The organism is Candidatus Woesearchaeota archaeon, from assembly GCA_016187565.1.
Classification (GTDB): Archaea; Nanobdellota; Nanobdellia; order Woesearchaeales; family JACPJR01; genus JACPJR01.
The window spans coordinates 1-26,366 of record JACPJR010000013.1; the positions used below are offsets into that span (position 1 = coordinate 1).

At 38.1% G+C, this 26,366-nt stretch carries 27 protein-coding genes, 1 tRNA gene, 1 rRNA gene and 1 pseudogene; 9 read left to right on the forward strand and 21 right to left on the reverse strand.

Going from position 1 to position 26,366, the window contains the following annotated elements; translation table 11 throughout:
- Positions 1-110 (reverse strand): annotated as a pseudogene (locus tag HYW21_03830) (helix-turn-helix domain-containing protein).
- Between the two features lie 154 nt (positions 111-264).
- Here HYW21_03830 and HYW21_03835 point away from each other — a divergent pair.
- Together HYW21_03835 and eno are read left to right on the forward strand one after the other, a co-directional pair.
- Positions 265-2,289, forward strand: a complete 2,025-nt coding sequence (locus tag HYW21_03835) for a hypothetical protein (GenBank protein ID MBI2548456.1) — start codon at positions 265-267, stop codon at positions 2,287-2,289.
- 41 nt (positions 2,290-2,330) lie between these two features.
- Complete coding sequence (eno, locus tag HYW21_03840; GenBank protein MBI2548457.1) at positions 2,331-3,632, forward strand: phosphopyruvate hydratase; 1,302 nt, start codon at positions 2,331-2,333, stop codon at positions 3,630-3,632.
- 70 nt (positions 3,633-3,702) lie between these two features.
- Here eno and HYW21_03845 read toward each other — a convergent pair whose 3' ends face one another.
- Both HYW21_03845 and HYW21_03850 read right to left on the reverse strand, forming a co-directional pair.
- The gene (locus tag HYW21_03845; protein ID MBI2548458.1) at positions 3,703-4,260 is read right to left on the reverse strand and encodes a hypothetical protein; all 558 of its coding nucleotides are present in this window, start codon (positions 4,258-4,260) and stop codon (positions 3,703-3,705) included.
- Positions 4,261-4,262: 2 nt separating this feature from the next.
- Positions 4,263-4,595, reverse strand: coding sequence for a DUF4064 domain-containing protein (locus tag HYW21_03850; protein MBI2548459.1), 333 nt, complete (start codon positions 4,593-4,595; stop codon positions 4,263-4,265).
- 142 nt (positions 4,596-4,737) lie between these two features.
- Between HYW21_03850 and HYW21_03855 the strand changes: the two genes are divergently transcribed.
- Complete coding sequence (locus tag HYW21_03855; protein ID MBI2548460.1) at positions 4,738-5,013, forward strand: ArsR family transcriptional regulator; 276 nt, start codon at positions 4,738-4,740, stop codon at positions 5,011-5,013.
- Between the two features lie 5 nt (positions 5,014-5,018).
- Here the strand turns inward: HYW21_03855 and HYW21_03860 are convergent, their stop codons facing one another.
- Positions 5,019-6,269, reverse strand: coding sequence for an ATP-binding protein (locus HYW21_03860; protein ID MBI2548461.1), 1,251 nt, complete (start codon positions 6,267-6,269; stop codon positions 5,019-5,021).
- Positions 6,270-6,441: 172 nt separating this feature from the next.
- Here HYW21_03860 and HYW21_03865 point away from each other — a divergent pair, with 172 nt between their 5' ends.
- Both HYW21_03865 and HYW21_03870 read left to right on the forward strand, forming a co-directional pair.
- Complete coding sequence (locus HYW21_03865; protein MBI2548462.1) at positions 6,442-7,986, forward strand: 2,3-bisphosphoglycerate-independent phosphoglycerate mutase; 1,545 nt, start codon at positions 6,442-6,444, stop codon at positions 7,984-7,986.
- 49 nt (positions 7,987-8,035) lie between these two features.
- Entirely contained in the window at positions 8,036-9,271 is a 1,236-nt protein-coding gene (locus HYW21_03870) for a U32 family peptidase (protein MBI2548463.1), read from the forward strand.
- A 48-nt stretch (positions 9,272-9,319) separates the two neighbouring features.
- Here HYW21_03870 and trpA read toward each other — a convergent pair whose 3' ends face one another.
- From trpA to aroF, 8 genes are read right to left on the reverse strand one after another with little or no spacing between them, the layout of a single operon-like run.
- Positions 9,320-10,117: a tryptophan synthase subunit alpha gene (trpA, locus tag HYW21_03875; GenBank protein ID MBI2548464.1), complete on the reverse strand. Its 798-nt coding sequence runs from the start codon at positions 10,115-10,117 to the stop codon at positions 9,320-9,322.
- Entirely contained in the window at positions 10,104-11,297 is a 1,194-nt protein-coding gene (gene trpB / locus HYW21_03880) for a tryptophan synthase subunit beta (GenBank protein MBI2548465.1), read from the reverse strand. Before trpB ends, trpA begins: the two co-directional genes overlap by 14 nt.
- The gene (locus HYW21_03885) at positions 11,294-11,938 is read right to left on the reverse strand and encodes a phosphoribosylanthranilate isomerase (protein MBI2548466.1); all 645 of its coding nucleotides are present in this window, start codon (positions 11,936-11,938) and stop codon (positions 11,294-11,296) included. Before HYW21_03885 ends, trpB begins: the two co-directional genes overlap by 4 nt.
- A gap of 4 nt (positions 11,939-11,942) precedes the next feature.
- A complete protein-coding gene (gene trpC / locus HYW21_03890; GenBank protein MBI2548467.1) occupies positions 11,943-12,743 on the reverse strand; it encodes an indole-3-glycerol phosphate synthase TrpC in 801 nt (266 codons plus the stop codon).
- 2 nt (positions 12,744-12,745) lie between these two features.
- Entirely contained in the window at positions 12,746-13,756 is a 1,011-nt protein-coding gene (gene trpD / locus HYW21_03895) for an anthranilate phosphoribosyltransferase (protein ID MBI2548468.1), read from the reverse strand.
- 1 nt (position 13,757) lies between these two features.
- Complete coding sequence (locus HYW21_03900; GenBank protein MBI2548469.1) at positions 13,758-14,369, reverse strand: aminodeoxychorismate/anthranilate synthase component II; 612 nt, start codon at positions 14,367-14,369, stop codon at positions 13,758-13,760.
- Complete coding sequence (locus HYW21_03905) at positions 14,366-15,946, reverse strand: anthranilate synthase component 1 (GenBank protein MBI2548470.1); 1,581 nt, start codon at positions 15,944-15,946, stop codon at positions 14,366-14,368. The genes HYW21_03900 and HYW21_03905 overlap by 4 nt, the downstream gene beginning before the upstream one ends.
- A 5-nt stretch (positions 15,947-15,951) precedes the next feature.
- The gene (aroF, locus tag HYW21_03910) at positions 15,952-16,956 is read right to left on the reverse strand and encodes a 3-deoxy-7-phosphoheptulonate synthase (protein ID MBI2548471.1); all 1,005 of its coding nucleotides are present in this window, start codon (positions 16,954-16,956) and stop codon (positions 15,952-15,954) included.
- 204 nt (positions 16,957-17,160) lie between these two features.
- Between aroF and HYW21_03915 the strand changes: the two genes are divergently transcribed.
- Positions 17,161-17,802 carry a hypothetical protein gene (locus HYW21_03915; protein ID MBI2548472.1) on the forward strand — a complete coding sequence of 214 codons (642 nt, stop codon included), beginning with the start codon at positions 17,161-17,163 and terminating at the stop codon, positions 17,800-17,802.
- 69 nt (positions 17,803-17,871) lie between these two features.
- Here the strand turns inward: HYW21_03915 and eif1A are convergent, their stop codons facing one another.
- From eif1A to HYW21_03935, 4 genes are all read right to left on the reverse strand, one after another.
- Positions 17,872-18,216, reverse strand: coding sequence for a translation initiation factor eIF-1A (gene eif1A, locus HYW21_03920; protein ID MBI2548473.1), 345 nt, complete (start codon positions 18,214-18,216; stop codon positions 17,872-17,874).
- Between the two features lie 54 nt (positions 18,217-18,270).
- Positions 18,271-19,311, reverse strand: a complete 1,041-nt coding sequence (locus HYW21_03925) for a mechanosensitive ion channel family protein (GenBank protein MBI2548474.1) — start codon at positions 19,309-19,311, stop codon at positions 18,271-18,273.
- 79 nt (positions 19,312-19,390) lie between these two features.
- Positions 19,391-19,609 (reverse strand): NFYB/HAP3 family transcription factor subunit, encoded by a 219-nt coding sequence (locus tag HYW21_03930; protein ID MBI2548475.1) that lies wholly within the window; start codon positions 19,607-19,609, stop codon positions 19,391-19,393.
- Positions 19,610-19,695: 86 nt separating this feature from the next.
- Entirely contained in the window at positions 19,696-20,334 is a 639-nt protein-coding gene (locus tag HYW21_03935; protein ID MBI2548476.1) for a protein-L-isoaspartate(D-aspartate) O-methyltransferase, read from the reverse strand.
- 101 nt (positions 20,335-20,435) lie between these two features.
- Between HYW21_03935 and HYW21_03940 the strand changes: the two genes are divergently transcribed.
- Entirely contained in the window at positions 20,436-20,981 is a 546-nt protein-coding gene (locus tag HYW21_03940) for a CBS domain-containing protein (GenBank protein MBI2548477.1), read from the forward strand.
- Positions 20,982-21,004: 23 nt separating this feature from the next.
- On the opposite strand, the gene HYW21_03945 is transcribed toward HYW21_03940, so the two are convergent.
- Both HYW21_03945 and HYW21_03950 read right to left on the reverse strand, forming a co-directional pair.
- Positions 21,005-21,160, reverse strand: a complete 156-nt coding sequence (locus HYW21_03945; GenBank protein ID MBI2548478.1) for a hypothetical protein — start codon at positions 21,158-21,160, stop codon at positions 21,005-21,007.
- A gap of 20 nt (positions 21,161-21,180) precedes the next feature.
- Positions 21,181-23,643: a ribonuclease H-like domain-containing protein gene (locus HYW21_03950; protein ID MBI2548479.1), complete on the reverse strand. Its 2,463-nt coding sequence runs from the start codon at positions 23,641-23,643 to the stop codon at positions 21,181-21,183.
- Positions 23,644-23,761: 118 nt separating this feature from the next.
- Here HYW21_03950 and HYW21_03955 point away from each other — a divergent pair, with 118 nt between their 5' ends.
- Positions 23,762-25,174: an adenylosuccinate lyase gene (locus HYW21_03955; protein ID MBI2548480.1), complete on the forward strand. Its 1,413-nt coding sequence runs from the start codon at positions 23,762-23,764 to the stop codon at positions 25,172-25,174.
- A 26-nt stretch (positions 25,175-25,200) separates the two neighbouring features.
- A tRNA-Asn gene (locus HYW21_03960) sits at positions 25,201-25,291 on the forward strand.
- A gap of 10 nt (positions 25,292-25,301) precedes the next feature.
- Here the strand turns inward: HYW21_03960 and HYW21_03965 are convergent.
- The 3 genes from HYW21_03965 to HYW21_03975 form a co-directional block, all read right to left on the reverse strand.
- Positions 25,302-25,634: a hypothetical protein gene (locus tag HYW21_03965; protein ID MBI2548481.1), complete on the reverse strand. Its 333-nt coding sequence runs from the start codon at positions 25,632-25,634 to the stop codon at positions 25,302-25,304.
- Between the two features lie 237 nt (positions 25,635-25,871).
- Positions 25,872-25,988: ribosomal RNA gene (rrf, locus tag HYW21_03970) — 5S ribosomal RNA — on the reverse strand.
- A gap of 74 nt (positions 25,989-26,062) precedes the next feature.
- Positions 26,063-26,206, reverse strand: coding sequence for a DUF3096 domain-containing protein (locus tag HYW21_03975; GenBank protein MBI2548482.1), 144 nt, complete (start codon positions 26,204-26,206; stop codon positions 26,063-26,065).
- Between the last annotated feature and the right edge of the window lie 160 nt (positions 26,207-26,366).

The following is a 26,366-nucleotide window of genomic DNA, read 5'->3' on the forward strand; positions in this document are numbered from 1 at the left end:
GACCCTTCTTTCTTATGTTTTGCAACAAGCTTGTAAACCATCTGCCTGCTGATTTTTTGAATTCTTGCTATAGAAGTAGCACTTCTACCGCTTCTGTATTGCTGTACTACCCACTTTCTTTTTTTTCATTCAATTTTTCCATTTAAATCACCAAAAGTGCAGAAATCTCGGCTTATTATTAAAGTGTAAACTAATAATCAAATTAAACAGTTCTCTAAAGATTTAGAAATCTTTATATAGGAAAAGAAGTTTTTTAGTTGTGCTATGAAAAGAGGGTTAATCTGGCTGAGTATGGTTCTTATTCTTCTACTTACAGGACTTATTGCAGGCTGTGCAGAATCCGGGATATTTGGAAATATTGTTTTAAACCAGGAACAGCAACCATCAAACACCAGTACAACCAATCAACAAAATAATCAAATAGTTGAGCAACAAAATGGGCAAGGCAGCGGACAGCCAGAACCAGTAGCACAACCCGTACCATCAGAACCTTCAGGTGTACAAGATTGGCGCTGTATTGATGATAGTGATGGTGACGATCATCACGTCAAAGGAAGTATTCTATTAAAGAACATTCAAAGTGGAGAAACAAAAACAAAATATGATCGTTGTAGTACCCAATATCCGAATGTCCTTCTTGAGTACTGGTGTAATGGAGGTCTTTGGGAGTTAACAACGGTAAACTGCAATGACCTGTATGGAAGTACGTGCAGTGATAGCGTATGTACAGTTAACGGTAAAACCAGTTCTCCAACAACGACAAAAGCTTCGCCAAGTTGTGTTGATTCGGATCAAGCAATTGATGAGTTTACCCCTGGGTATGTTAATCGTACCATCACAACAGATAATGATTCTGCAAGTCTCATCTACAAAGACTCTTGTCTCCAAGATAAAATCTACGAATACTATTGTGAAGGGGAAACTGCAAAATCTGAGTACAAACAATGCGAGTTTGGTTGTATTGATGCAGAGTATGATGCCTGTAAACAGCAAATTGTAGGTAATTGTAATCGTGATAGTGATTGTGGTGAAGCAATCTATAGTCAAAATTTTTGTAGCCAAAACAATGTCTATCAGAATATAACCGAATGGATTTGTTTGAATCCCGGCCAGGTAAACTCAACATGTGTTCAAGAACATGATGAGATTTTGATCGATGCCTGTGATAAGACAGAACAATGTAGTAATGGCAATTGTACCAAGTTAGCATGTTATGAGAATGACAGCGGCTTAGATTATGTCCGTGCAGGAGAAACAACCTATCAGGGAATAACCACAGCAGATTACTGTGAAAATAGTAGTACGATATTGCATGAGTTTTATTGTATTAATAATAATACTCTGCAAAACGAAACAATCATTGATTGCCTTGATGAATTATTTGATGAATGCAGCAAAGGAGCATGTGGCTACATCAATCAAGCCATTGCATGCTTTGCCGATGATGATTGTGGGGATCAAAGAAATCAAACTTACTGTAAAGATAACAGTCCATGGATGAACAGTACTACCTGGACATGCCTTAATCCAGCAACACCTAACGCCAATTGTGTGCAAGAGCCAAAACAAACGCAATTGCAGAACTGTACTGCTACACAAACTTGTTTTGATGGGAAATGTGTTGATCAAGGATCTTGCGTTGATAGTGATTTAGGATTAACCTACCACAAATTAGGGGTAGTCTTTTCAAATAATAAAACCTATACAGACTACTGCCTCGGGAATACCTTAACCGAATATTACTGTAGTAATAACAATAAGAATGAAACAAGCGTTGACTGCATGAATCTTTCCTACACGCATTGTAGTGTTGGTGCATGCGCCAATGAATCAGCAACAATTCAAACTATGCGTTGCAACACCAATGCTGATTGTGGTATTCCAACAACTGTTGGTGGACAGTTTTGCGACGGTCAGGCCATCTACCGTAATGACTTAATATGGGAATGCCTTGATCCAGGGAAAACAAGCAGTTCTTGTGAGAGTTACATCACAAAAAATCTGGTTCAGGCCTGTGGGCTAGATCAGGGATGTATCAATGGAAAATGCACAAGTTCTAGTGAGACAATTCCAAGCATCTTGGAACAGCCGGCTGAGCTCAATGGATGTATCGCTGATGAGGTTCGTGATTGTACTGCGACGGTAAAGAAGGAAACCTGCCAAGCACGATTCTTGTTTTTCTTGTGGTGTCTCAGCTATGAAGTCAAAGAGGTTGAGCAAGAAGGGCAGCAGATCAGAACCTGTAAGGATGGTCTTTATAGCGAATGGAGTCCATGTACGGGCTCGTAAGTAAAGTATAGGTAGAGGGTTAGCGTAAGGGGGTAAGGAAGATGGCAACAATTTCCCAGATAAAGGCACGAGAAATTTTAAGTTCTGGATCAACACCGTCATTGGAAGTTTCTGCAGATCTCAGCGATGGAACGAGAGCTACAGCATCTGTTCCTTTTGGAGCCTCTGCGGGAATTCACGAAGCAACTGTGCTCCTTGATGGAGACAGCAAAAGATATCTTGGTAAGGGAATGTTGAAAGCTGTAGAGAATGTTAACAAGAAGATTGCTCCTACGCTACTGGGAAAAGATGCACAAAACCAAGAAGCTATTGATCAATGGATGATACAATTAGATGGAACAGAAAATAAAAGCAAATTCGGAGCAAATGCTATTCTCGGTGTTTCGTTAGCAGTCGCCAGAGCAGCAGCACAATCGCGAAAGCAGGCATTTTATCACTATTTACGAGAAACTTTTTCGTTGCCCATAACTTCCTTTGTTTTGCCCTGTCCGATGATGGTTGTTATTGAAGGAGGCGTGCACGCAGACCAATCAGCTGATTTGCAGGAATATATGATCTCCCCTGTTGGAGCGTCTACGGTAAAGGAATCTGTGCGTTATGGCATTGAAACGTATCTGCATCTCAAAAAAGTATTGAAGTCTAAAAGCTTAAACGCTAATGTAGGAAATGAAGGTGCCTTTGCTCCTGCAGGTTTGGCAACAAATGATGCGCCGTTAGGATTAATGCTTGAAGCAATCAAGAATGCAGGCTATCAGCCAGGAAAAGATATTGGCCTTAGTCTAGATCCTGCGGTTTCTGAAATCTTTGAGGATGGAAAATATATACTCTCTAAAGATAATAAAGAATTAAGCTCAGAAGAAATGATTGAGTATTTTGCTGCATGGATAAAGAAGTATCCGGAGATTATTACGCTTGAAGATGCTCTTCATGAGGATGATTGGGAATACTGGCCAAAACTTACGGCAAAATTAGGGAGTAAACTACCAATTATAGGTGATGATTTAACCGTTACGAATCCAAAACGGCTGCAAAAGGCTATTGATCTCAAGGCAATCAATGCCATCCTCATTAAGCTCAATCAGATTGGAACACTAACGGAAACGATCAACTGTTGTATGCTTGCACGAAAGCATGGGATGATCACCATCATAAGCCATCGAGGTGGTGGAGAAACGAATGACACAACCATGATAGATTTGGCTGTTGCGGTAAATGCAGCATTTGTCAAGGTCGGACCTTCACGGGGAGAAAGAGTCTGCAAATACAACCGCTTGATGGAGATTGAAGACGAGTTAGGAAAAAAAGCATCCTTTGTCGGTCATGATTTCAAGAAGATACATTAAAAAAAATGGTATAAATAATCAAAAATAAAGGGGGCTCCCCCACACAACACAAACTTCTCGTTAATAGAAGCTATTCACTTTCTGGCTTAATTCTAACCCCCATTAAGCTCTTTGCTTCATATACCTTTTCATTAGCATGTATCTTAACATATAACTCACCATAATCTCTGTCAGATTCTATAACCTTTATGTCATCAAAAGGGATTTTAATCCCACCATCAAACATAAAGTTACCATCTTTCCAAGTATCAATAATTCCTGAGCCATTATATATATTTCTATCTTTAACCTCTTTGAAATCTTCATTTAGTTTTTTTGTCCAAATCTCTATGTCTACTTTTAATTCAATGCCTTCAAACTTAACAACATTGTCACTAGCATCTTTTAGTTCTGGATATACAATGATCCCATCATCCTGTAGATCTTCATCCCAATTTTTTGAAGAAGCGTCAACATAGGCTTTAACTGCAGTTGCTAACACTTCTTTTTGAATATGTTCATTACTTTTTTCTTCTGGTTGAGAATTTTCATTGGGACTTGCAGTAGATCCATTTTCACCGCTACACCCAACTAAAACAAAAAGTCCAATAATTAAAATGCTCGCTAAAAGAAGGTTTTTGTTACTCATTTTTATTCACCTTTTTTCAATAGTGCCATTAAACCCGCAATTATTAACAATACAAAAGCTAGACTATAGGCGAAACTAATACTTATCACACCACCTACTGCACTAACAATCATTAGCCACCCACCAAGCTTTGTTTTGCTTTTTACCAAAGAAGCACCAACGATCCCAATAATTGATAGTAGAACTGCTAACCACCCCATTCCTATAACCCCTGATGCGCCTTCTGCACCTAGGGCGCTGCCTAAACCACCAAAGAATAAAGCAAACAACGCACCAAAGAAACCAAAAATTCCGCCAATTAAACCTATAACAAATTCGGTTGTTCTTTTTCCCATGTATCTCCCACCCCTACTTTCGATCTTGCTCTTTTTACTATACTTTTACTATACTTCCTTATAAATCTTTTGTTTTTTGTATATACTTTGCTAATAGATTGTTGAATTCCATTCTTATAGATATTTCACTAATAGAATTACTATGTCATTGCTTGATTTTGTTTCATTTGTAAAAAGAGGAAGGAATAGACAAACCGTTTTTCACGCACTAGACAAACCAAGCATGCCATCAGAACTCACAAGAAAGATTTATGGTAAAACAAGCAACACTTTTTTTAATATTATTTCAAGAGCATTAACGGAACTTACAGAGAAAAAGCTTGTTGAAGTTGTTAATCCAAAGGAGAAGACTGGCAGAATTTATCGAAAGACAACATTAGGTAAACATGTTGAGAAAAATATACGCCTACTTAAATAAATTCATTACTTTTCCAGAAGGAGCCATTTCCAAAGTGGCAAAATGGTTATCTTTTTTCCCTTTTCTCTCACAACATCTTCTTGATCCTGTGTTATAACTGTTCCTTCTTTAAGTCGAAAGCGAGTCATTGTCTCTAAAAGCCCCTGTATCTCTCTGTCTTTGTTGTTAGTAAGAGTTTCAGTTACCTGGAATGCTTCAACAATAGCCGCTCCTTGTCGTACAATAAAGTCACATTCGTAGATCTCTTTAGCAAAGTAAATCGCCTTATTTTGGCGTTTGAGTTGCAGGAAGACAACATTCTCAAGTAATCTTCCCCGGTCATGAGCTGGTCGAAATCCAACAAGCCTACTCAGTGCCGGATCAATGGCATACACTTTCTTTGGTGCATATATCTGCTTTGCAAGAGAGGGGTCATAACGCGACAACACAAAAAAAAGATAGCTGTTCTCCAAATAAGCAAAATACTCCCGAATAGTTGTTGCACTCGAAAGCCCGGTAAGATGACGAATCTTGTTAAAGCTTAGTTCCTTCCCGAGATTACTTGCTGCAAAATAACCCGTCTCTTTAAGTGGCCTTTCGTCAGGCAGCTTGTATCGAGTAATAATGTCGCGATAAATAATGTTTTCATAGAGGGTAACGAGGTATTCTTCTTTTCCAGTAAGAAGAAACTCAGGAAATCCTCCTGCAGAGAGGTATTCATTTAAATCTCGTTTCAAAAGGCTCTTTTGCTTAGACGTCAATCGCTGTACATCGACGTTTTTCTCTTTCTTCCACCATAAGAACTCTTTGAAGGAGAAAGGATAAAGGGGAAATGATACATATCTCCCGGTGAGATGCGTTCCAAATTCTCTGCTGAGCATTGTTGCATTAGAACCAGTAATGAATACTTTCTTTTTTTCATCATGCAAGCGACGGACAAATCGCTCCCATCCTGAAACGTTTTGTATTTCATCAAAAATAAAAACTGAACGTTCGCCAAACAATTCCAACAATAACTCGTACATCAATGCAAAATCATGAACACTAAAGGACAGAAACCGTTCATCATCAAAATTAACATAGTAATTGTCTACTTTTTCTCTGAGTTCAAGCAACAGCGTTGATTTCCCAGAACGTCGTACGCCAGAAACAATAACGATAAAAGGCGTTCGTAGATGGCTGCTAAGCGTTGACCACAGCTCACGCTGCACAAGGGATTTTAACGGTTTTTTTTGATCCTGTTCTAGGAGCAATTCTCTGAGGATATTTTTTTCCATAGAGCCTAAAAAGCGGCACTTATTTATAAACCTTTGGTTTATCAGACCAAATTATTGGCCAAAAGCTTGGTTTGACAAACCAAAGTTATCTCAGAGAATTTTTTCTGTCCATCAGTTTTTCTGTAAGATCAGAAACGCAAACCTTTAAAAACATCGTTATCTTTCTGAGATCATGCAGCCCAAACATAAGGTCATGCTGATCATTCGAGACGGTTGGGGTCATGGTAAGGACTACAAGGGAAATGCTATTACCCATGCTGACACACCCAACCATGATTTCTACACAACCCATTATCCTACAACTGTTCTTGCCTGTACAGGAAATGCTGTTGGCAATCCTGAAGGGGTGCAAGGCGGCAGCGAAGTTGGACATCTCACCATGGGAGCAGGCCGCATTGTCTGGCAGCCGTATGAACTTATTAACCGAGCAATAAGAGATGGATCATTTTTTACCAATAAAGTACTACAAAAAGCAATCCAGCATTGCAGGGATCATAACACGAAGTTGCATCTTAATGGTCTTTTTTCTACTGAGGGTATCCACGCAGATTACCACCATATGTTTGCGATCCTCGAACTCTGCAAACAACAAAACTTTGATCGTGTGTTTGTTCATCTTACCCTCGATGGCAGAGATGTGCCTGAACGCTCTGCACTGCCAATGGTAGAGGAAGCAGAAAAAAAAATAAAAGCAGTAGGTGTGGGAAAAATAGTATCGGTGTGTGGAAGGTATTATACCATGGACAGGGACAGAAACTGGGATCGAACAAAAAAGGGTTACGAACTTATGGTTGAAGGGAAAGGGTTTACTGCCCTATCTGCAAGCGAAGCAATTCAAAAGGCATATGAGCGAGGAGACAAAACTGATTACTATGTTCAGGCAACATGCATTGTGGATAAAAAGGGCTCTCCTTTAGGGCTGGTCAAAGATAATGATGCCTTTATCTGGTACAATTTTAGGACCGATCGTTCACGACAGATTACGGCGATGATGAACAGCCTTGCATACTGCCCTGAACAACCTAAGACACCGGTCAATGTGCACTATGTCTGTTTTTGTAGTTATGACTCAAATTGGAACTTGCCAGTAGCGTTTCCGCAGCAGAAGGTAACCCATAATTTAGGGCAAACCCTTGCCGAAAATGGTTTAAAACAATTAAGGACAGCAGAAACAGAAAAATTTGCCCATGTAACCTTTTTCTTTAATTCACAACAGGAAAATCCTTATGCCGGAGAAGAAAGAATTCTTGTTCCCTCACCAAAAGTTCCTTCCTATGACCAGAAACCAGAGATGTCTGCCTATGAATTAACTGAGCAACTCTTGAAAAAGATTGGTATGTATGATTTTATCCTGGTCAACTATGCAAACCCGGATTTAGTAGGGCATAGTGGTGTTTTTGAGGCAGTGGTAAAAGCATGTGAAGTAACTGATGCATGCGTTGGTAAGATTGTTACAAAAGCATTAGCGGATAATTATGTTATCCTTCTCATGGCCGATCATGGAAATGCTGATCATATGTTCTACGATGACGGAAGTGTTGACCCAAGTCATGGTCTCAATCCTATTACATTAACTATCATCAGTAATGACCATACCATCAAACGTGCACAGTTAAAAATGAATAGAGGACTCCAAGACATTGCGCCTACTATTTTAAAGCTCATGGATGTACCGCAACCAAAGGAGATGACAGGAGAGAGCCTTATCAAATCATGATTGAAGCTTCATTATAATCTGTTTCTTAAAATGATTTCTCAACATAAAAATGTCTAAGAAAACACGACAACAATCAAAGCAAGAACTTTTAGCACCTGTGGGGAACTGGGCTATGTTAAGTGCTGCTGTCCAAGCAGGTTGCGATGCTGTTTACTTCGGAACAAAGGAACTAAACATGCGGGTTACTGCACAAAACTTTGCGTGCGATGAACTCAAGAACGTGGTTACGTACTGCCACAAGCATGGAGTTAAGGCATACCTCACCCTCAATGTTATCATCTATGATGATGAACTTGAGCAACTGAAGAAGATTGTCTCTGCAGCAAAAAAAGCTAAGATTGATGCTATTATTTGCTGGGACTTGAGTGTTATTCAAGAAGCATTACACCAAAAAATAGAGGTGCATCTCAGCACTCAGGCCTCTGTTTCAAATTCCAAAGCAGCTGCCTTCTATAAACAATTAGGTATCTCCCGTATTGTTCTTGCACGTGAATGTACCCTAGAACAAATTATAGCAATCAAGAAAAAAGTAAAAGTAGAGCTTGAGTGTTTTGTTCATGGTGCCATGTGCGTTTCTCTTTCAGGGAGATGTTTCATGTCACAATTTCTCTATGGAAGGTCAGCAAATAGAGGAGAATGTCTTCAACCATGTCGACGATCCTATGATGCCTGCCTGATTACTGATCAGGAAACAAAAAAAGAGTTACAACTGGAAAACCATTATGTGATGAGTGCAAAAGATCTTTGTACCTTACCCTTTCTTGATAAACTGATTGCCGCTCAGATAGATGTCTTTAAAATTGAAGGCAGAGGAAGAAGTCCTGAATATGTCAAAACCGTTGTTTCGTGTTATCGGGAAGCCATTGATGCCTATGCTCTGGGGAAATTTACACCACGATTGGTTAACAAGTTATTAACAAAAGTAAAAACAGTATATCATCGCGAATTCTCAAATGGGTTCTATATGGGAGTTCCCATAAATGCCTTTACCAATAGCTATGGAAGTAAGGCGACAACAAAAAAAGAATACATCGGAAAGGTATGCAACTATTATAAACAAAAACAAGTAGCTGATATTCTTTTAGAAAGTGGAACACTGGCAATTGGAGATTCTCTTCTCATTATTGGAGACACAACAGGGGTTGTCGAACAAAACGTAGAGTCAATCCAGATCAATAATGCTCCAACAAAAGCAGCCCAAAAAGGAGAACATATTGGACTGAAAACCGCATCATTAGTTAGGGCAAGAGATAAAGTCTATAAAGTAACACGGTTGAGTGATTAAGGTTATATCGAAAAAAGAAATAACAAGAAATAACTATAGGAAATAACTTTATTTTTCATTTTCTGTAGCCCTTTTCATTTCTTTAATGAAATCTCCTAGGTTTGAAATCATCAATTGTTTGTTGTTAATATTTTCATTTATTAGTTCAATAATGGCAGATCCGCATAGAGCACCATCTGCTCCAGTTTCGCAGACCTTACGGACATCTTCAGGATTACTTATTCCAAAACCTACAAAAAGAGGCAAATCAGTACATTTCTTTAATTTCTGTAGAACTTCTCTGGTAACATCAGGAATACCCATTTTTTTACCAGTAACCCCAATTTTAGAAACAATATAGATGAATCCTGTAGTCTTGGTTTTTATCTGCTTAAGCCTCTCATCATCAGTAAGCTCTGAAACAATGAACACGGTTTTAATTCCATAACTTTCAGCAGCTTTGATAATGTCATCAGATTCTTCAAGTGGCACATCTGCTATTAAAATAGTATTAACTCTGAGATCACTGCATGTTTTATAGAATATTCTTATTCCATATTGATAAACAAGATTATAATAAAGCAGGAGGCCAATGGGTAACTTTGTGAAACTCCTTATTTCATTCAGTATGCCAAAACAAGTATCTGTAGTAACCCCTTTTTTTACTGCTTTTGTATTTGCCTCTTGTAATATTGGGCCATCTGCAATAGGATCAGAAAAGGGGAATCCTAATTCAAGCATGTCTGAACCGTTTTCTGCCATTGTCCTTATTATTTCTATAGTGGTTTCTTCATCAGGATAGCCCAGAACAGTAAACGGTATGAATGCCTTACCAGATTTTATTCCAATATTATCAGTTTTTTGCATGATCATTCACTCTATTTCTATTTCTCATTATTTGGGTGACATCTTTATCGCCCCTTCCTGAAAGATTGATGACAATTATTTTATTATGACAGGGGTATTTTTTAAGAAAAGCTATAGCATGCGCAGATTCCAATGCAGGTAAGATTCCCTCTTCTTTGCAAAGCAAATCTACTGCTTCTAGGGCTTCCTCATCGGTTACTGATGTATATGTTGCTCTTTTTATTTCTCTAAGATAGGCGTGTTGAGGGCCAACCGCAGGATAATCCAATCCCGCTGATATCGAATGAGTATTCTCGATTTGACCATATTTATCCTGAAGAACATAAGATTTTGTCCCGTGTAAAATACCAACCCTTCCTTTTTTCGCATCTGAGAATCTAGCTGCATGTTTTCCACTTTCAATTCCTAAGCCTCCTGCTTCTACTCCTATCAACTTAACTTTTTCATCATTGATAAATGCTTGAAATATACCAATTGCATTGCTTCCACCACCAACACAAGCAATAATAGCCGAGGGCAATTTTTTCTCAAATTCCAATATTTGTTTTTTGGTTTCCTCCCCTATTATCGACTGAAAGTGAGAGACAATAGTTGGATATGGGTGTGGGCCAAGAGCACTTCCTAACAGATAATGTGTTGTAGGGCTGTTTGCAGTGAAATCTCTAAGTGCTTCGTTAATGGCATCTTTTAGTGTTTTTGACCCAGTGTCAACAGGAATAACCTCTGCTCCACATAATTTCATCCTAAACACATTCAACTTCTGTCGCTCCATATCTTTAGTGCCCATATAAACTTCACACTTTAATCCTAATTTTGCAGCAGCAACTGCTGTAGCAACTCCATGTTGTCCTGCGCCGGTTTCAGCAATGATTCTCTTTTTGCCCATATATTTTGCAAGAAGTGCTTGTCCAAGGGCATTGTTTATCTTATGGGCTCCTGTGTGAAGAAGATCTTCTCTTTTGAGATAGATTTTTCCTCCAGATTGCTTGCTCAATCGCTTACAAAAGGTTAATGGTGTTGGCCTTCCTGCATAATTCTTAAGAAGGAAATTAAGCTCGTCAGTAAATTTTTCATCGTTTTTATATTTAAGAAAAGCTTCCTCTAACTCCTGTAATGCTGGTACAAGCAATTCAGAGACAAAAATTCCCCCGTAGTTTCCATAATAACCTTTTTCTATCATTTCAATTCACCATTTATGATGCTAACTATATTCCTTATTTTGTTTTTGTCTTTTTTCCCTATACTTATTTCCACACCCGAGTTAATGTCTACTCCGAAAGGACGTAATTCTAAAAATTCTTTAACATTTGATTGGTTTATTCCACCTGCAAGTATAATCATTTTTCTTTTAAACGTCTTCATAGCTTTAATGGCAAGATGTTTATCAAGTGTAATTCCGGTTCCTCCATATTTTTCTGGATGAAAACTATCGAATAGGATATAATTGGCAGGAACACCATTGTGATCTTTGAAAGAGGACTCATCTTTTAATCTAATTACTTTTATCAACTCTTTTCCTGTTTTCTTTTTTATATTGAACTGATATGATTTCCCTTCATCGCCATGTAGCTGGATAATATCAATGCCTGTTTTTTTGCTAATGTGAATAAGTTCTTTTTCTTGCTCATTCTGAAAAACACCAATAATTTTGATTCTTGGAAACTTTTCTTTTGTCTCATTCACTATAGTCTCTGCTTTCTGTATACCAACAAATCGAGGAGATTGAGGACAGAAGTTGATTCCTAGAAACTCTACTCCTAACCTCCCGCATATATATGCATCCTTAATACTTTTAATCCCACATATTTTTATCATTGTCATTTTATCAAACCCTAAGTTCTTCAACTTTCTTTGCGATATTGTTGGATTGTATTATGCTTGTACCGACAAGTATGGCATCAGCTCCATCAGCTTTTATTTTAGCAGCATCATGAGAAGATTTTATTCCAGATTCACTCACCACGACTACATTTTTAGGTATTAATTTTCTCAATTTTGAAAATCTCCCTACATCAACTGAAAACGTTGCTAAATTTCTATTGTTGATTCCTATAATCTCTGCCCCTGATGATATTGCTTTATTGATTTCTTCTTTGTTATGACATTCAACGAGACATTGCATGGTAAGCTCTTTTGCAATTCGTAAATAATCCTTAAGTTCTCGAAGAGTTAGAACAGTGGCGATTAGCAAGATAGCATCAGCTTTGTATAGCTTCGACTCGTATATCTGATAACTATCAATGATGAAATCTTTTCTTAGGAGGGGAACATTGGTGACTTCCTTAACTTCTCTGATAAAATCAAGACTTCCCTTAAAGAAGCGTCTGTCTGTTAAAACAGATATTGCATCAACGTTAGCTTTATCATATTCTTTAGCGATGAGGATATGATCAAAGTTAGCTTTTATAATTCCTATTGAAGGTGACGATTTTTTTATCTCTGCAATTATTGATATTCTTCCATTCTTCTTAAGTGCTTTTTTAAAATTTCTCATGTGAAATATTTCAGATGAAAGTTTATTTTTAATCGTGTCTAATGAAGTCTCTTTCTTTCTGGCTTGCACTTCTTTTCTCTTATGTTCCAAGATTTCATTAAGAATATTAATTTTCTTCACACAAATCACCATGATTAACCACGATTATTTGTTTCTTCTATCAACGATCTGAGTTTGTGTAGTGCCTTGCCTGAATCTATGGAATCTTCAGCAATAGCTATCCCCTCTTTAATGGAATGTGACTTGCCACAGATATAAAGCGCAGCAGCTGAATTAAGGAGTACGACATCTCTTTGTTGTCCTTTCTTGCCATTGAGAATATCTAAAATGATTTTTGCATTTTCCTTTGGAGTTCCTCCTTCAATTTTTTTTAAACGTGTTTCAGAAATTTCAAAATCACCAGGAGAAATATAATATGAGATTATTTCCCCTTTATTAAGTTCAGTGATCTTAGTTTTTCCGCAGATTGTTATTTCATCAAGACCATTGCCGTGGACAACCATGGCACGTTTTATTCCTCTTTTTTTAAGAACTTCTGCTAAAGTTTCTGTAAGTTTTTCATCATAAACACCAACCATTTGATGTGTTGCCCCAGCAGGATTTATCAATGGTCCTAAAATATTGAAGACGGTTCTGATACCTATCTCTTTTCTTGGGCTAGCGATGTTTTTCATAGCTTGGTGAAATAAAGGAGCAAAAAGAAAGCCAATCCCTATGTTATCAATGCACTTTTCCACATCCTTTGGAGTAATAGCAAGATTTACACCTAAAGCTTCCAAAACATCAGCACTGCCACATTTGCTTGAAACAGAGCGGTTTCCATGCTTTACTATAGATATGCCTGCTCCTGCAACAACGAATGCAGTTGCAGTTGAAATGTTGAAGGTATTGCTATTATCCCCTCCTGTGCCACAGGTATCTAAGAGGATTTTACCTTGTAGGTGTATATTGGTAGCTTTATTTATCATAACGTTCACGAATCCTGTAATCTCCTGAGACGTTTCGCCCTTCATTCTTAAAGCAGTGAGAAAACTACCTAGCTGAGCATCTGTTACTTTACCCTCCATTATTAAATTCATGGCAGTTTCTGCTTCAATTTCAGCTAACGAATCAAAGTTTACCAGTTTTTCTATAATTTGCTGCATTTCAGTTCACCTTGATCTTCTTAATAATATTTTCAATAAGATTTTCAATTATTTTTCCGCCATGTGTTGTCATTACACTTTCGGGATGGAACTGAAGCCCTTCAAGAAATACTTCCTTATTTTTGCTTCTAATAGCCATGACAATTCCGCCTCGTGTCTGAGCAATTATTTCAAGCGATTTTGGAGTCTTTACAGCACAAAGAGAATGATATCTTGCTACTATAAACGGGTTCGGTACATTATTAAATAGCCCCTCTGAATTATGATAAACCAAAGATGTTTTTCCATGCACTACTTCAGGAGCTTTATCTACTTCTCCCCCCAAAGCTTCAATGATAGCCTGGTGGCCTAAACATACTCCTAACATTGGAATCTTGCCCATAAATTCTTGTATTAATGGAACACAAATGCCAGCTTGTTTTGGATTTCCTGGGCCAGGGCTAAGAACAATTAAGTGCGGATCATATTCTTCAACTATTTTTTTCATTACATCTAGCGGGATGTTATTCCTATAAATCCGAACTTGGCACTTCCGCTTAGCAAATTCATCTACAAGATTATAAGTGAAAGAGTCAAAATTATCTATCACTAAAACTTTTAGATCAGATTTCATTTTCTTTCACCTGAAATTACTTTCAAACATGCACTTGCTTTTTGTTCTGTTTCCTGAAATTCCTTTTCTGGAATTGAATCATAGACTATCCCAGCACCTACCCTGATGTACGCGGAATCTTTTTTAACAACAAGAGAGCGTATCACCAACCCAGAATCAAAATCTCCATTTGGACTAATATAAGCCACAGCCCCCCCATAGTAACCTCTCTTTGATTTCTCATTTTTTCTTAGAATCTTCATAGCTTCAACTTTTGGGGCTCCACAAACAGTCCCCATGTTCATAGTTGCCAAGTACGCATGAAGCGCATCAAACTCTTTTTTTAAAACGCCTGAGACATTAGATACTAAGTGTTGCACATGTGAATATTTTTCTATTATTAGTGGTTGATCAACAACTCTCGTTCCAGACACAGAAATTTTTGCTATATCATTCCTTGCAAGATCAACGAGCATCATGTGCTCAGCCAACTCTTTTTTATCTGTTTTTAGTTCAACTTCGTACCTACTATCCAAATCACTGTCAATAACATTATTCTTAAACCCCCTTGGCTTAGTGCCAGCAATTGGTCTTATCTCAATTTTTTTCTCATCTCTTCCCTTTACACGGATAGCTAATTCTGGTGAAGAACCTACTAACTGATGATCTCCAAAATCAATAAAGAACATGTATGGGGAAGGATTGATTGATCTTAATCGCTCATAAACCTGTAAAGAGTTGAATTTGCCTTGAACAATAATTGTTCTTGATGGAACTACTTGGAAAACATCTCCATTGAGGATATGCCTTTTCATTTTTTTAACAATCTTGATATAATCCTGCTTGGAGGTATCTGTAGATAGAGAATTTATTTTAGTAGTTTCAGGATTGTTTTGGTTTTTTTGCTCAGCCAGCGCATGCATATATTCTTGAATTTTGTTTAGACATCTTTCATGTATGTATTCTTCATCTTTTCCATTAATTCCTATAGCATTCGCTATAATGTGCATCTTATTCGTACGATTATCAATGATGAACAAATTGTCAACATAATAAAAAATGTAATCGGGAACATCTAAAGGGTCATTTTTATTCTTTGGAAGCTCTTCAAATTGGTCAATGAAATCATAAGAAAAAACTCCAAATAGTCCACAATAGGGGTAATCCGGAATGCTTGTCGGAGGATAAGCAAAAGCTAATGCTCTGAGAATGTCAGTATGATTCTTCTTTTTTAATCTCTCTAATTCATCACCTGAAGATTGTTTGCTCTTTATTGAAAGCTTGCCAACTATCTTTTTATCTTTGAATTCTATCTTATCACAAAAATGTAGCATACTTTCGATGTCTTTTAATAAGAATTCACCAAATTCATTGAGCGCTTCGATTTCAAAGGTTTCAACCTTACCGCTTATCTTTAGACAAGGATCATTAGTTCCTATTGAGAAATCTCCATAGGTGGGAATCGCTTCTTTTGATTCAAAAAGTAACGTATTTTTGTTTCTCCTCCTGAGGGCCTTAAAGTACTGAATCAAATCATCAGGTTTGTCAACGGTCTCGATAATAGGGGTCAATTGCCCTTTTGTTATTTTTGTCATCATTTTATTCACCTGGTGAGTTCTATTAATGGCTGGACTTCATTCATAAGTTTGCTAAATTCTTCGATATTTAGTTGTTGATCTCCATCAGATAATGCCTTTTCTGGGCTTGTATGAGCTTCTATAATCGCTCCATCTGCACCTGCTGCTACAATTGCCTTAGTAAGCGGAATGATAAGACTTCTTTTACCGCAACCGTGAGAAGGATCTCCAATTATTGGAAGATGTGTTAACTCTTTTAAGAGAGGTATCGCATTGATATCAAAAGTATTTCTCGTGGCGGTTTCAAAAGTTCTGATTCCGCGTTCGCAGAGAATAACATTTGGATTACCTTCTGACACTATATATTCTGCTGCCAAGAGGAATTCTTCAATAGTTGCTGCAAATCCTCTCTTTAGAATAACGGGCTTTTTGCTTTGTCCCACTTCCTTGAGTAGTTTGAAATTTTGCATATTTCTAGAACCTATTTGAATTATATCAGTGTGTTCAGAAACAAGTTTGAAATCCCGAGTATCCATTAACTCGGTAACCGTAATAAGTCCTGTCTTTTCTTTAACTTCTTTCAAAATTTTAAGCCCTTTTTCTTCAAGGCCGGTAAATGAATAAGGAGATGTCCTTGGTTTGTATGCTCCCCCACGCAGAAATTTTACACCAAGTTTTTTTAATTTTAAAGCTATTTCAAGCAACTGCTGCTTTGACTCTATTGCGCATGGACCAACAACCATAGTAAAATCTTTACTCCCAATCTTTTCGCCTTCTACTTCAATGACTGTATCTTCTGCTTTAAACTCCCTGCTAACTGCCTTATATGGCTTCAATATGGGAACTACTTTTTCAACAGAGGGTAATGACTCTAGATTCAAGCTTCTCAGTACTCTCTCATCTCCAATGGCCCCTATTACTGTTTTCTCTGTCCCTGGTAAGTAGAGGGGTTTAAGCCCTAACTCTGAAATTTTTTTCATGATGTAATCGATCTGCTTTTTCTGAGTATCTTTTTTTAATACAATTATCATTTTCAACCTCCATAATGAATGGTAGTATTGATGTATCAGGCACTTGCCTGAATAAGAGTAAAACAACTATCGAGAACTAGTTCCAACGCCAATTCTGTTTGAATCTGGTTTTCATTGACATACGTTATTGAAACGCTCAATGGTATATAAATATTATGTCATAAATCGGAAGATTTATAAAAAAAAGACATTTTTCTTATAAAGATGTCACAAATAGAACAAAATTTTAGGCTATTTATCGCTGAAAGGCCAGAGATAGAAAAGTGCTATCAGGAAGGACTTATTAATCGAAGATCACTGGCACGTTATCTTATAGACACAGGAATAGCAAAAAAATCTCAACTTGAAGCAGTAATTGCAATGCTTCGAAGATTCCCGTTCCAGCAAAAAAGGTTGACTAAGAAAAGTCTTCTTGCTGATATGAGGATGGGTGTAAAAGACCATATTCTCATTCTTGACTTTGAAAAAGATAAGGAGTTACTGCAAAAATTACAGAATCTTATCTCACATATTAATTATGACAAAGGTGACACTTTTAAAGTAGTGGTAGGCTCTTCTTGCATTAAGGTTTTTATTGACGAAAAGAAAGAGAAAGAATTGAAAACCTTTTTTGATAGATTTGTATTAAATAATCGCTATGTTGGAATTTCAGAGCTTAGCCTGATTTTTTCAAGTGATTATTCTAACCAGAAAGGTATTGTTGCTTCAATAACCACAGAACTTGCATTACATGATATCTCTCTCGTAGAAATGTTAACTGCCACTCCAGAACTTTTAATCTATGTGAAAGATATTGATGCAATTAAATCCTATGAGATATTAAAGCGCTTTCAAAACAAAAAGTAAAAATTTAAAACCGCAATTGGAGTAGTGGATTTTCTATAATAACGCTCTATTACTGTAAAAGAACGAACACTAAAACTCTTCAAATTCCTCGAGTTTCTTAAGGTACCCTTTTTTGCGCAAAAAGTCTATCTGGGATGAACGATACTTAAAGATAACGTCTCCTTTTTCTTCGCCACTGAATTCCCACGGTTCAACAAGAACAAGATCTCCTTCTCTAACCCATAATTTTCGTTTCAGTCTTCCTGGAATACGACAAACCCGTATTTTTCCATCAAGGCAACGAACTCTATTACGAGATCCTCCGAGACGTTGTTCAAGAATGCCAAGACTTTGGTTATCTCGAGGCAATTTAACCCTTCGGATCTCTTCCTCAATGCGTTCCTGCTCTGTCTGCGTACCTTTCTTTGGATTCATATGTGGGTTCATAGTGAGAGGAAGAACACTCGCTTTTAAATATGTTTCGTATTTCTATTTTTTCTTGAGATGAACGTCCAATTGCGGGAAAGGAATTCCAATACCTTGTTTACGAAGTGCCTTGTAGATTAAGGTGTTTGCTTCATCAATTGCTCGAAATCGTTCATTATAGGATTGCATCCATATATAGACACGGAAGTTAAGTCCTGACTCCCCCAGACTTCTGAACCGTACCATGTTTTCCTGCGTTTCATCCAGTCCTTGGATTTTTTTAATCTCCTGCAGGACAATTTTCTTAACCTTTTCTGGATCTGAACCATACGCTACGGAAAAATCAAGCATTGTTCGGGCTGATAAATCAGGTAAGGCATTATTTTGAATAGTTGCTTCAGAGAGTTTTCCATTCGGAATGATAACTACTTCATTATTCCATGTCTGGATTTTTGTACTTCGCATTCCTACATCAAGTACCTTTCCACTAATTTTACCATCAAGTTCGACAACATCACCAACTTTAATGGACCTATCCATGATCATGGAGATTCCACCGAAGATGTTTCCAAGCGTATTTTGCATTGCAAAGGCAACAGCAATACCCGCAATACCTAAACTTGCCAAAAGTGGACCTATCTCAATTCCCCAGAGATCCAGAATGATCATGACACCAATAAGGAAAAAAAGTACGGTTGATGCACGATGAAGCAATTTAATAACTTGTTCGTCAACAGCAGATTTTGTCCGCTTTGCCCACTGCTCTCCCCAATGATCAATAAAGATCGTCACAACAATGTGGGTAATGTAGATAGAAATAAACACGATGAGAAAATAAATGCTCTTAATAACAATGCTTTCCCACGGCTGGGTAATAGGAAGATCAACAATAGATAACCGCAATCCAACCACTATCAGGAGCAATGAGATAGGTCGATCAGTATGTTTGATGATGAGATCATCGAGTGATGTTTGTGTTTTCTTTGCAAGACGCAAAAGAATATGTTCTGAGAACAGGATGAGTAATTTAGAGATAATAACAAACACTAAGAGAATGAGAATAGATTTGAGATAGATATGGTTAACGAGCAATTCCTGAGGCATACTACCATGAAATCCGAGGGTTATTTATAACTTTAGCATAACTCGTAAGGAGTAAAAAACAAAGATGAAGAACAACATTTTATTTCTTTGCAGCTAGTCGAATATCTTCTTCATGAATTGTTTTTCGTCCAGAATGCTTTGCAATCTCCCAGGCACGTTTTCCAATATCTTCGGCAATATCAGTAACAATACTCGCAAAGACCTCAAGTGATGCTTGGCTTACTCGTTTAGCACCTGCGTTCTGTAAAATCCTTCCCATCGGAGCATAAGGAATAACATTTGCACGTTTTTGGGTCATGTAACCACCTCCTGACTCTATAAACGGTTATACGAACATACATAACTGTCTTTTCTTATATAAATAGACTATGCATATAAATGTTTCTAATAGCCATAGGCACCTTTCAGGGGAACAAAAGAAAAATCTCCTAATGTCTTTTCGTGATACCTGTTTTTTTGCTTGGTAATCTTTAAGAGTACCTGGTGAAAGAGGCCGCCGACGGGAATAAGTAATATGCCTTTTTGTGCTAACTGCTCCGTGAGTGGCTGAGGCACGTGGGGCGCTGCTGCAGTGACCATAACACGGTCATAGGGCTGTTCTTGCCTATATCCCAATGTTCCATCGCCCTCAATAACCTTTACATTCTTGATACCAGCTTTTTCTAAATTCGCTTTGGCAAAAGAAACTAAATAAGGAATGCGCTCAATCGTGTAAATCATTCCAGCGTTACCGACCAAAGCACTCAAGAGTGCAGCCTGATAGCCTGATCCTGCACCAATCTCAAGAATCTTCTGGCCTTTTTTTACTTCTAATGCCTGGGTCATCATCATGACCGTGGTTGGTTGTGAGATGGTTTGGTCCTGCCCAATGGGTAAGGGATAATCTTCATACGAACGATCCTTATGTTCGGGTAAGACAAAAAGCTCACGTCGAACTTTTTGAAACGCGTCTAACACATGCTCATCGGTAATAATATGATGGTCCTTCCAATAACGCAACAGTGCTGCTTTCTTGGTTTTCAAATATTCGGTTTTCCGATTCAGATTCACCTACCGAGATAAGGTAATAAACTATTAAAAACTTATGTACAAGATTTATATAGAAGCGCTTCTTTGGTAGGGGTATGCAGTATGAACTTGAAGAGGTTAAAGAGTTACGAAAGAAATATGGCCTAACCCAAGCTTCTTTTGCAAAGCTTGCCGGGGTAAGTCAATCACTCATTGCAAAAATAGAAGCAAAGAGTATTGATCCCACGTACAGTAAAGTACAACAAATATTCAAAGCGATTGAGGAGCTCCAGAAGCACCATGAATTGGCAGCAGAGGAGGTCATGCAAAAGAAGATTATTCTTGTTCATCCACACGATAGTCTCAAAGAGACCATTCAGAAAATGAAAAAATATGAGATTTCACAATTACCGGTTATTGACGAGCAAAAAGTGGTTGGTCTTATCTCAGAAGCATCCATCTTAAGTGCATTTGTGGAGGGAAAAGGAGAGGTACCTATCCAAGAAGTCATGGGAGAAGCTCCTCCGATTATTGGAAAGAGATCACCTATTCATATCGTGGTAAGTCTCTTGAAATACTATCCCCTTATCCTGGTGGCAGACGGAGGAAAGCTTGAAGGACTGATTACCAAAGCTGATGTTATTAGAAATATGTACGCCTAGTGGATAGAATAGTAAGAAAAGAATCAGGAGAACTCTGGTAAATCCTCTTCAAAACCACAATGTGTACAGATGATTTTCTTCCCCGCATACATCAGTGTCAGATTTCCACAGCGTGGACATTCTTTGACTACTGAAGTCTTACGGAGTTTTTCAGTAAAGTCTGTCAAGCTGTCTTTCATGGTTCATCACCGTTATGAATTTATGGCGCAAAAAAAACATCAAGCTTTTTTTGTTTGGTTTTTTGGGTAAGTTGATCTTTTTCATAGCCAAGTGCTTCAAATATCCGTTCTACTGAAGGCATAATTTGGTTATTGATATAGTATTCTGCATCATAATCTTTTGCTTTTGCTTCATGAGGTAACCGTGCTCGATCACGGATTTTTTCTGTTCCTTTTATAATCACATACTGAATCATAGATCCGGGAGTAACGGGCATTCCCTGTTCTTCCATTCGTCGTGCAGCAGCAACATGTGGGCCAATTTGATCATACGTATGAAGTGGTTTTTGAATCTGGGTTCGCATAATCACCTTCTCGAGAGGAATTGCTTTTTTCTGAAGATCATGAATAATACCTTGGACATACTTCAGTGCTTTCTCTGTACTTTTTTCCTTGAGAATAATAGCAATAACCTTCTCTTGTACTTCCTTTGCGATAGGGCTCCAGTTTCTTCTTACTAGTTCAAAGCCCCTGATTTTAATAGTATTGTCTTCGCGAAGCAATGCATATTTTTTCTTTGCTCCGGCATCTCCCATCTTTAGGGAAACAAAAATTCCTGCAGGATAATGTCCTTCAAGGTCAAGTTCCATAATCCCAGGAAGGTCCTTATTAACAGCATCTTGGAATACCAAAGCGTCCTTGAGTTTTTTACCAGAGAGTGTGAGAAAAATACTATCGGTATCTGAATAAATGGTTTGAAATCCATTTTTTGTTGCTGTTTCAATGACCTGGTGGATATAATGCCTTCCATACGCAGCAATACAACGAGAACATTCCAAGCTATACCACCGTGATGCATAAAAACCAAAATAACCATAGAATGAATTTGCCAAAAGCTTAAGCCCCTGCGAACGGGCCTCAAGGAATTTTTTCCCTTGCTCATCCTTTGTTTTTTTCATTAGTTCCTTAATATGTGATCTTCTCATAATAATATCCTCAATAACCGTCGAAAGAAATCCCTTACGTTTTTTACAAAACCAGTAATGCTCATCAGAGAGAGGAACGGGTTTTGCAGTTTCTTTACAGCATGCACAACAAAATGTTTCTGGGGAAATATTGTGTGAAGCGATAATGGTTGGATACAAACTCCTGAAATCAAAAACCACAAGGTCATTATGTAATCCTGGTTTTGGTTCGAGGACAAAAGCTCCTTGAAATGTTTTTTTCATGCGTTCCTTGACAAGATCATGCTCTGGCTTGTTATACGCAATTTCCTGAAACACAAATGCTTGACGAAGAACATACCACTCGACAAGTTGGCTAAAGGACATTCTTGTCACATCATCCATCGGTTGGCCAATAATTTTAACAAATTCAACCATTGATGGCATTAATTCTTGGGCTAAACGGTAGGTTAGCTGTGCATCATGAAGGTTGTATTCACAATATGCTTCAATCTGGGAAGATCCCTTATCCCAAATTTCCGCAAATCCCCCAATATCAACTTCTTTTTTTTTATCGCCGAGCAATTCTGCTGCAACAGCGTTGAGATCATAGCTATCAGTCTCAAGTGTTGTACGCAAAACATTACGGATAAAGGTAAGGATATCAAGATGAACAATACCCGTTACTTGAACAGTTTCTCTGGTTTTATCAAGAGATGGAGTAGAGTAATCCAAACCAAGTGTCAGAGGAATTTTGTGTTTTTCAGCACGCTGTAAGATATAAGGAAAATCAAAGCCCTCAGAATAATAGCCACAAAGGAGATCTGGCTGAAATTCTTCAATGAGAGCGATAAATCGTTTGAGGAGCTCTGCTTCATCCTTCACAAATTCGATAAAGGAATGCTTGGTTCTAAACTGTTTCCAGCATAAGACTTTTTGGAAATTGTTGCCATAAAGAGCGATGGTCAAGATAGGATTCTTCTTGGGATCATATCCTGTTCCCTTTGGCCAATAGGTTTCGATATCAAAAGCAAGGACCTTTGATTCGGTAACTGATTCTCCTTTAGGTTTTAATGAGCTCAGCGTAAACACCGGTACCTTTGCTTTTTCTTCCCGTGGCTCAACATGAACTTCTACCTCAGTAAGAGGAATGATCCCCTTATCAATACAGTATCGTCGGGTAAAAAGGATATCCGCTTCATGAACTGAAGTACCCGGTAAGGCAGCAATAGCCTCTCGTAAGGGTGGAACATCAGAGGGAATATGAGTAATAACCTGAAAAACTTTCTGTTTTATTCCTTGATAGTTCCTTTGTATAGACGTAACCTGTGCAGGCGTAACACTTTTTCCATGCTTGTCTACGGTTAGTGATGCAATCTTTTTTTGAAGAAGTTCGCTTTTTTTCTCATCTTTTGGAATGACATAGAAATATGGTTGAAAGTTGGGATCAACGCAACAGATCTGCTTCCCAGTATCAGTTTTACCAAAGAGATAGATCAGCGGCTTGTTATCAACTACCTTATACGTGATCGTGTAGGGGAAAAAATGAAGGACAGGCATAGCTCACTAAAAAGCTTGAATGTATTTAAACTTTGTTACGAAAAGTGAAGTAAATCTTTTGTCATTATAGTGCCAGAAAAGCACAATGTTTAAAAAGCAGTGATTGTTTTGCTATTCTATGGTTGAAGAGCTCAATCCTTATGATGCTATTAGCCCACTTGATTTCCGTTATTACTTACCTAATAAAAAATTGTACGATAAATTACATCCGTATCTTTCTGAGGAAGCCTTTGTGCACTACCAACTAAAGGTAGAGGTAGCGATTACTAAAGCACTGGCAAAACAAAGAATTTGTAGTCAACAGATTGCTCGTGAAGTAGAGCAAGCAGCACATCAGGTTACGGCAAAAGAGGTCTATGCAGAAGACGCAAAAATCCATCACTATACCAGAGCATTGGCAAATTGTCTAAGGAACAAGGTTTCTGCTGCAGCAAAGCCCTATGTGCATTTCACTGCCACGTCCTTTGATATCTTTGACACTGCAAATGCCTTACGCTATCGTGATGTTGTCCAAAAAGTAGTCATTCCTGACCTTGGAGAGCTTGAAAAAACATTGATCGATATTGCACGGCGGGAAAAAAATACCTTGCAAATTGGAAGAACTCATGGACAGCATGCCGTACCCATTACCTTTGGATTCGCACTTTCGGAATATGTCGCTCGTTTCGGGAACAGTATTCTGAAATTACGGGAAGCAAGTAAAAATCTCCGGGGAAAGATGGCAGGTGCAGTTGGCGCATATAACGCACAATCATTATTTTTTAGTGATCCATTAGCATTTGAAAAGGAAGTTTTAGCTGAGCTTGATCTCAAACCCGGTTCGTGCGCGACACAGATTGTCGAACCAGAGTATGTCATGGAACTGATGCATGGCATTATTGCTGCATTTGGTGTTCTTGCAAATCTGGCAGATGATATGCGTCATTTACAACGGAGTGAAATTGCCGAGGTTGCGGAAAAGTTTGACAGCAAACAGGTCGGTAGTAGTACCATGCCACATAAGCGAAATCCATGGAACTTCGAGAACATTAAAAGTATGTATAAAACCTTTATGCCACGGATGATGACCTGTTATTTAGATCAGATCAGCGAGCACCAACGTGACTTAAGCAACAGTGCATCATCACGCTTCTATCCTGAAATGATTGCTGGTTTTGTGGAATCTGTCAATCGTATGCATGGTCTTATGAACCGTCTTGTTGTTGATATCACAGCTATGGAACGAAATCTGAGTATGCATAAACAAATGGTTATTGCAGAGCCATTGTATCTTCTCTTAGCAGCCCATGACCATCCAGATGCTCATGAAGTTGTACGAGAATTAACACTCAAAGCCCAAAAGACAGGCAAGTCTCTAATGGTTTTGGTGAGAGCAGATCCTTCATTACAACCCTACGTGAAAAAGTTTACCAAAGAGCAAAAGTTACTTTTAGAACATCCAGAACGATATGTAGGGATGGCCCCAAAAAAGACAGAACTCGTCTGTAACGAATGGGAACAAAAGTTATTTTTAGCACAGAAAAGCTTATAAACGATCTTGGAATTCTCCAACCGTATGCCCCGGTAGCTTAGTTGGTAGAGCGTGCGGCTGTTATCCTCGTAAAGGAAAGAAACCGCAAGGTCACCAGTTCGAGTCTGGTCCGGGGCGCTTTTTTCTCTCACGCTTTAAGTAAATGCTGGACTTTCTTGAATCCTTCGTCTAAGGCTAGAAACAAATTACGTTCTGTAACTACGACGCTAGAAACCTTTCCTCTGTTAAGGATACGAAAGTGTAGTTCATAGATCTGCGATTTTTCCCGTTCATGGACATTTTTCTTAGTAATGACTACTTGCTCGAGCGTGTTACAATGTTTCACCAGTTTTTTAGTATGGGTAATCGATCTTTTCGTGAGCAGATCAAACTCAGCAGGTTCAAGATCATGAAAACCAACAAGTTCTACCTTTTCTTCGCTCATTGCTTTTTTTTGATCAACCGCATCTGAAGGAACCATAGTCTCACCTCATCCAGATCCCCATTTTCAAGGCAAACTATAATAGAGGACAATAGTATTTACTATGTTTTTCCTCTATTATATACTAGAAAACCTAACAAATAATATTAAAAATGTAGGTTTTCTATTATATTTATCAGGCAGTCACTCTTAATAAATGTTTTGCATCAAGTTTTTGCTTGAAAGATATCTTTTACAAACATCGAAAATACAAACATCGAATATTTAAGAGAAAAAAGGTGACAGCTTCCCATGTTTCCCGTACGTAAGTACAGTACCACATGGAACGGAGGCCTGCTTGACTGCCGTGTTCGGAATGGGAACGGGTAGAGCCAGACCCCTATGGCCGTCTAATACGTGGAAAGTACACCCTATTTATAAAGGTTCTGCTTTCACTGTCCCATACTCGGTGTTAGAGTTCAAGGAACCTATGGTAGCGCTAAAAAGAGCATGATAAGACCCGATACCATGAGGTAGCCACCGATAAGGAAGCGTAGCAATCCAGGGACAAACAAAATTAATGCACCTGCAATAATGCTTAAAAGTGCAAGTATAACTCCTTCTGCAGCCATAGTTCTCACCTCGGTTTTAAATATCTATACTACCAAAGATTAAAGCAAATTCCCCTATAACGGACAAAGGCATTAAACTATATAAAATAGATGGTTCAAAGGGACATAACCATCACAGAAGCAGACGCCCACAAACTATTTATACCAGTTCTTCCAAGAT

Excerpts from the sequence above, each read along its gene's own strand:
- HYW21_03835 (MBI2548456.1), top strand. The coding sequence starts at position 265 with ATGAAAAGAGGGTTAATCTGGCTGAGTATGGTTCTTATTCTTCTACTT.
- eno (MBI2548457.1), top strand. The coding sequence starts at position 2,331 with ATGGCAACAATTTCCCAGATAAAGGCACGAGAAATTTTAAGTTCTGGA.
- HYW21_03845 (MBI2548458.1), bottom strand. The coding sequence starts at position 4,260 with ATGAGTAACAAAAACCTTCTTTTAGCGAGCATTTTAATTATTGGACTT.
- HYW21_03850 (MBI2548459.1), bottom strand. The coding sequence starts at position 4,595 with ATGGGAAAAAGAACAACCGAATTTGTTATAGGTTTAATTGGCGGAATT.
- HYW21_03855 (MBI2548460.1), top strand. The coding sequence starts at position 4,738 with ATGTCATTGCTTGATTTTGTTTCATTTGTAAAAAGAGGAAGGAATAGA.
- HYW21_03860 (MBI2548461.1), bottom strand. The coding sequence starts at position 6,269 with ATGGAAAAAAATATCCTCAGAGAATTGCTCCTAGAACAGGATCAAAAA.
- HYW21_03865 (MBI2548462.1), top strand. The coding sequence starts at position 6,442 with ATGCAGCCCAAACATAAGGTCATGCTGATCATTCGAGACGGTTGGGGT.
- HYW21_03870 (MBI2548463.1), top strand. The coding sequence starts at position 8,036 with ATGTCTAAGAAAACACGACAACAATCAAAGCAAGAACTTTTAGCACCT.
- trpA (MBI2548464.1), bottom strand. The coding sequence starts at position 10,117 with ATGCAAAAAACTGATAATATTGGAATAAAATCTGGTAAGGCATTCATA.
- trpB (MBI2548465.1), bottom strand. The coding sequence starts at position 11,297 with ATGATAGAAAAAGGTTATTATGGAAACTACGGGGGAATTTTTGTCTCT.
- HYW21_03885 (MBI2548466.1), bottom strand. The coding sequence starts at position 11,938 with ATGACAATGATAAAAATATGTGGGATTAAAAGTATTAAGGATGCATAT.
- trpC (MBI2548467.1), bottom strand. The coding sequence starts at position 12,743 with ATGGTGATTTGTGTGAAGAAAATTAATATTCTTAATGAAATCTTGGAA.
- trpD (MBI2548468.1), bottom strand. The coding sequence starts at position 13,756 with ATGCAGCAAATTATAGAAAAACTGGTAAACTTTGATTCGTTAGCTGAA.
- HYW21_03900 (MBI2548469.1), bottom strand. The coding sequence starts at position 14,369 with ATGAAATCTGATCTAAAAGTTTTAGTGATAGATAATTTTGACTCTTTC.
- HYW21_03905 (MBI2548470.1), bottom strand. The coding sequence starts at position 15,946 with ATGATGACAAAAATAACAAAAGGGCAATTGACCCCTATTATCGAGACC.
- aroF (MBI2548471.1), bottom strand. The coding sequence starts at position 16,956 with ATGATAATTGTATTAAAAAAAGATACTCAGAAAAAGCAGATCGATTAC.
- HYW21_03915 (MBI2548472.1), top strand. The coding sequence starts at position 17,161 with ATGTCACAAATAGAACAAAATTTTAGGCTATTTATCGCTGAAAGGCCA.
- eif1A (MBI2548473.1), bottom strand. The coding sequence starts at position 18,216 with ATGAATCCAAAGAAAGGTACGCAGACAGAGCAGGAACGCATTGAGGAA.
- HYW21_03925 (MBI2548474.1), bottom strand. The coding sequence starts at position 19,311 with ATGCCTCAGGAATTGCTCGTTAACCATATCTATCTCAAATCTATTCTC.
- HYW21_03930 (MBI2548475.1), bottom strand. The coding sequence starts at position 19,609 with ATGACCCAAAAACGTGCAAATGTTATTCCTTATGCTCCGATGGGAAGG.
- HYW21_03940 (MBI2548477.1), top strand. The coding sequence starts at position 20,436 with ATGCAGTATGAACTTGAAGAGGTTAAAGAGTTACGAAAGAAATATGGC.
- HYW21_03945 (MBI2548478.1), bottom strand. The coding sequence starts at position 21,160 with ATGAAAGACAGCTTGACAGACTTTACTGAAAAACTCCGTAAGACTTCA.
- HYW21_03950 (MBI2548479.1), bottom strand. The coding sequence starts at position 23,643 with ATGCCTGTCCTTCATTTTTTCCCCTACACGATCACGTATAAGGTAGTT.
- HYW21_03955 (MBI2548480.1), top strand. The coding sequence starts at position 23,762 with ATGGTTGAAGAGCTCAATCCTTATGATGCTATTAGCCCACTTGATTTC.
- HYW21_03965 (MBI2548481.1), bottom strand. The coding sequence starts at position 25,634 with ATGGTTCCTTCAGATGCGGTTGATCAAAAAAAAGCAATGAGCGAAGAA.
- HYW21_03975 (MBI2548482.1), bottom strand. The coding sequence starts at position 26,206 with ATGGCTGCAGAAGGAGTTATACTTGCACTTTTAAGCATTATTGCAGGT.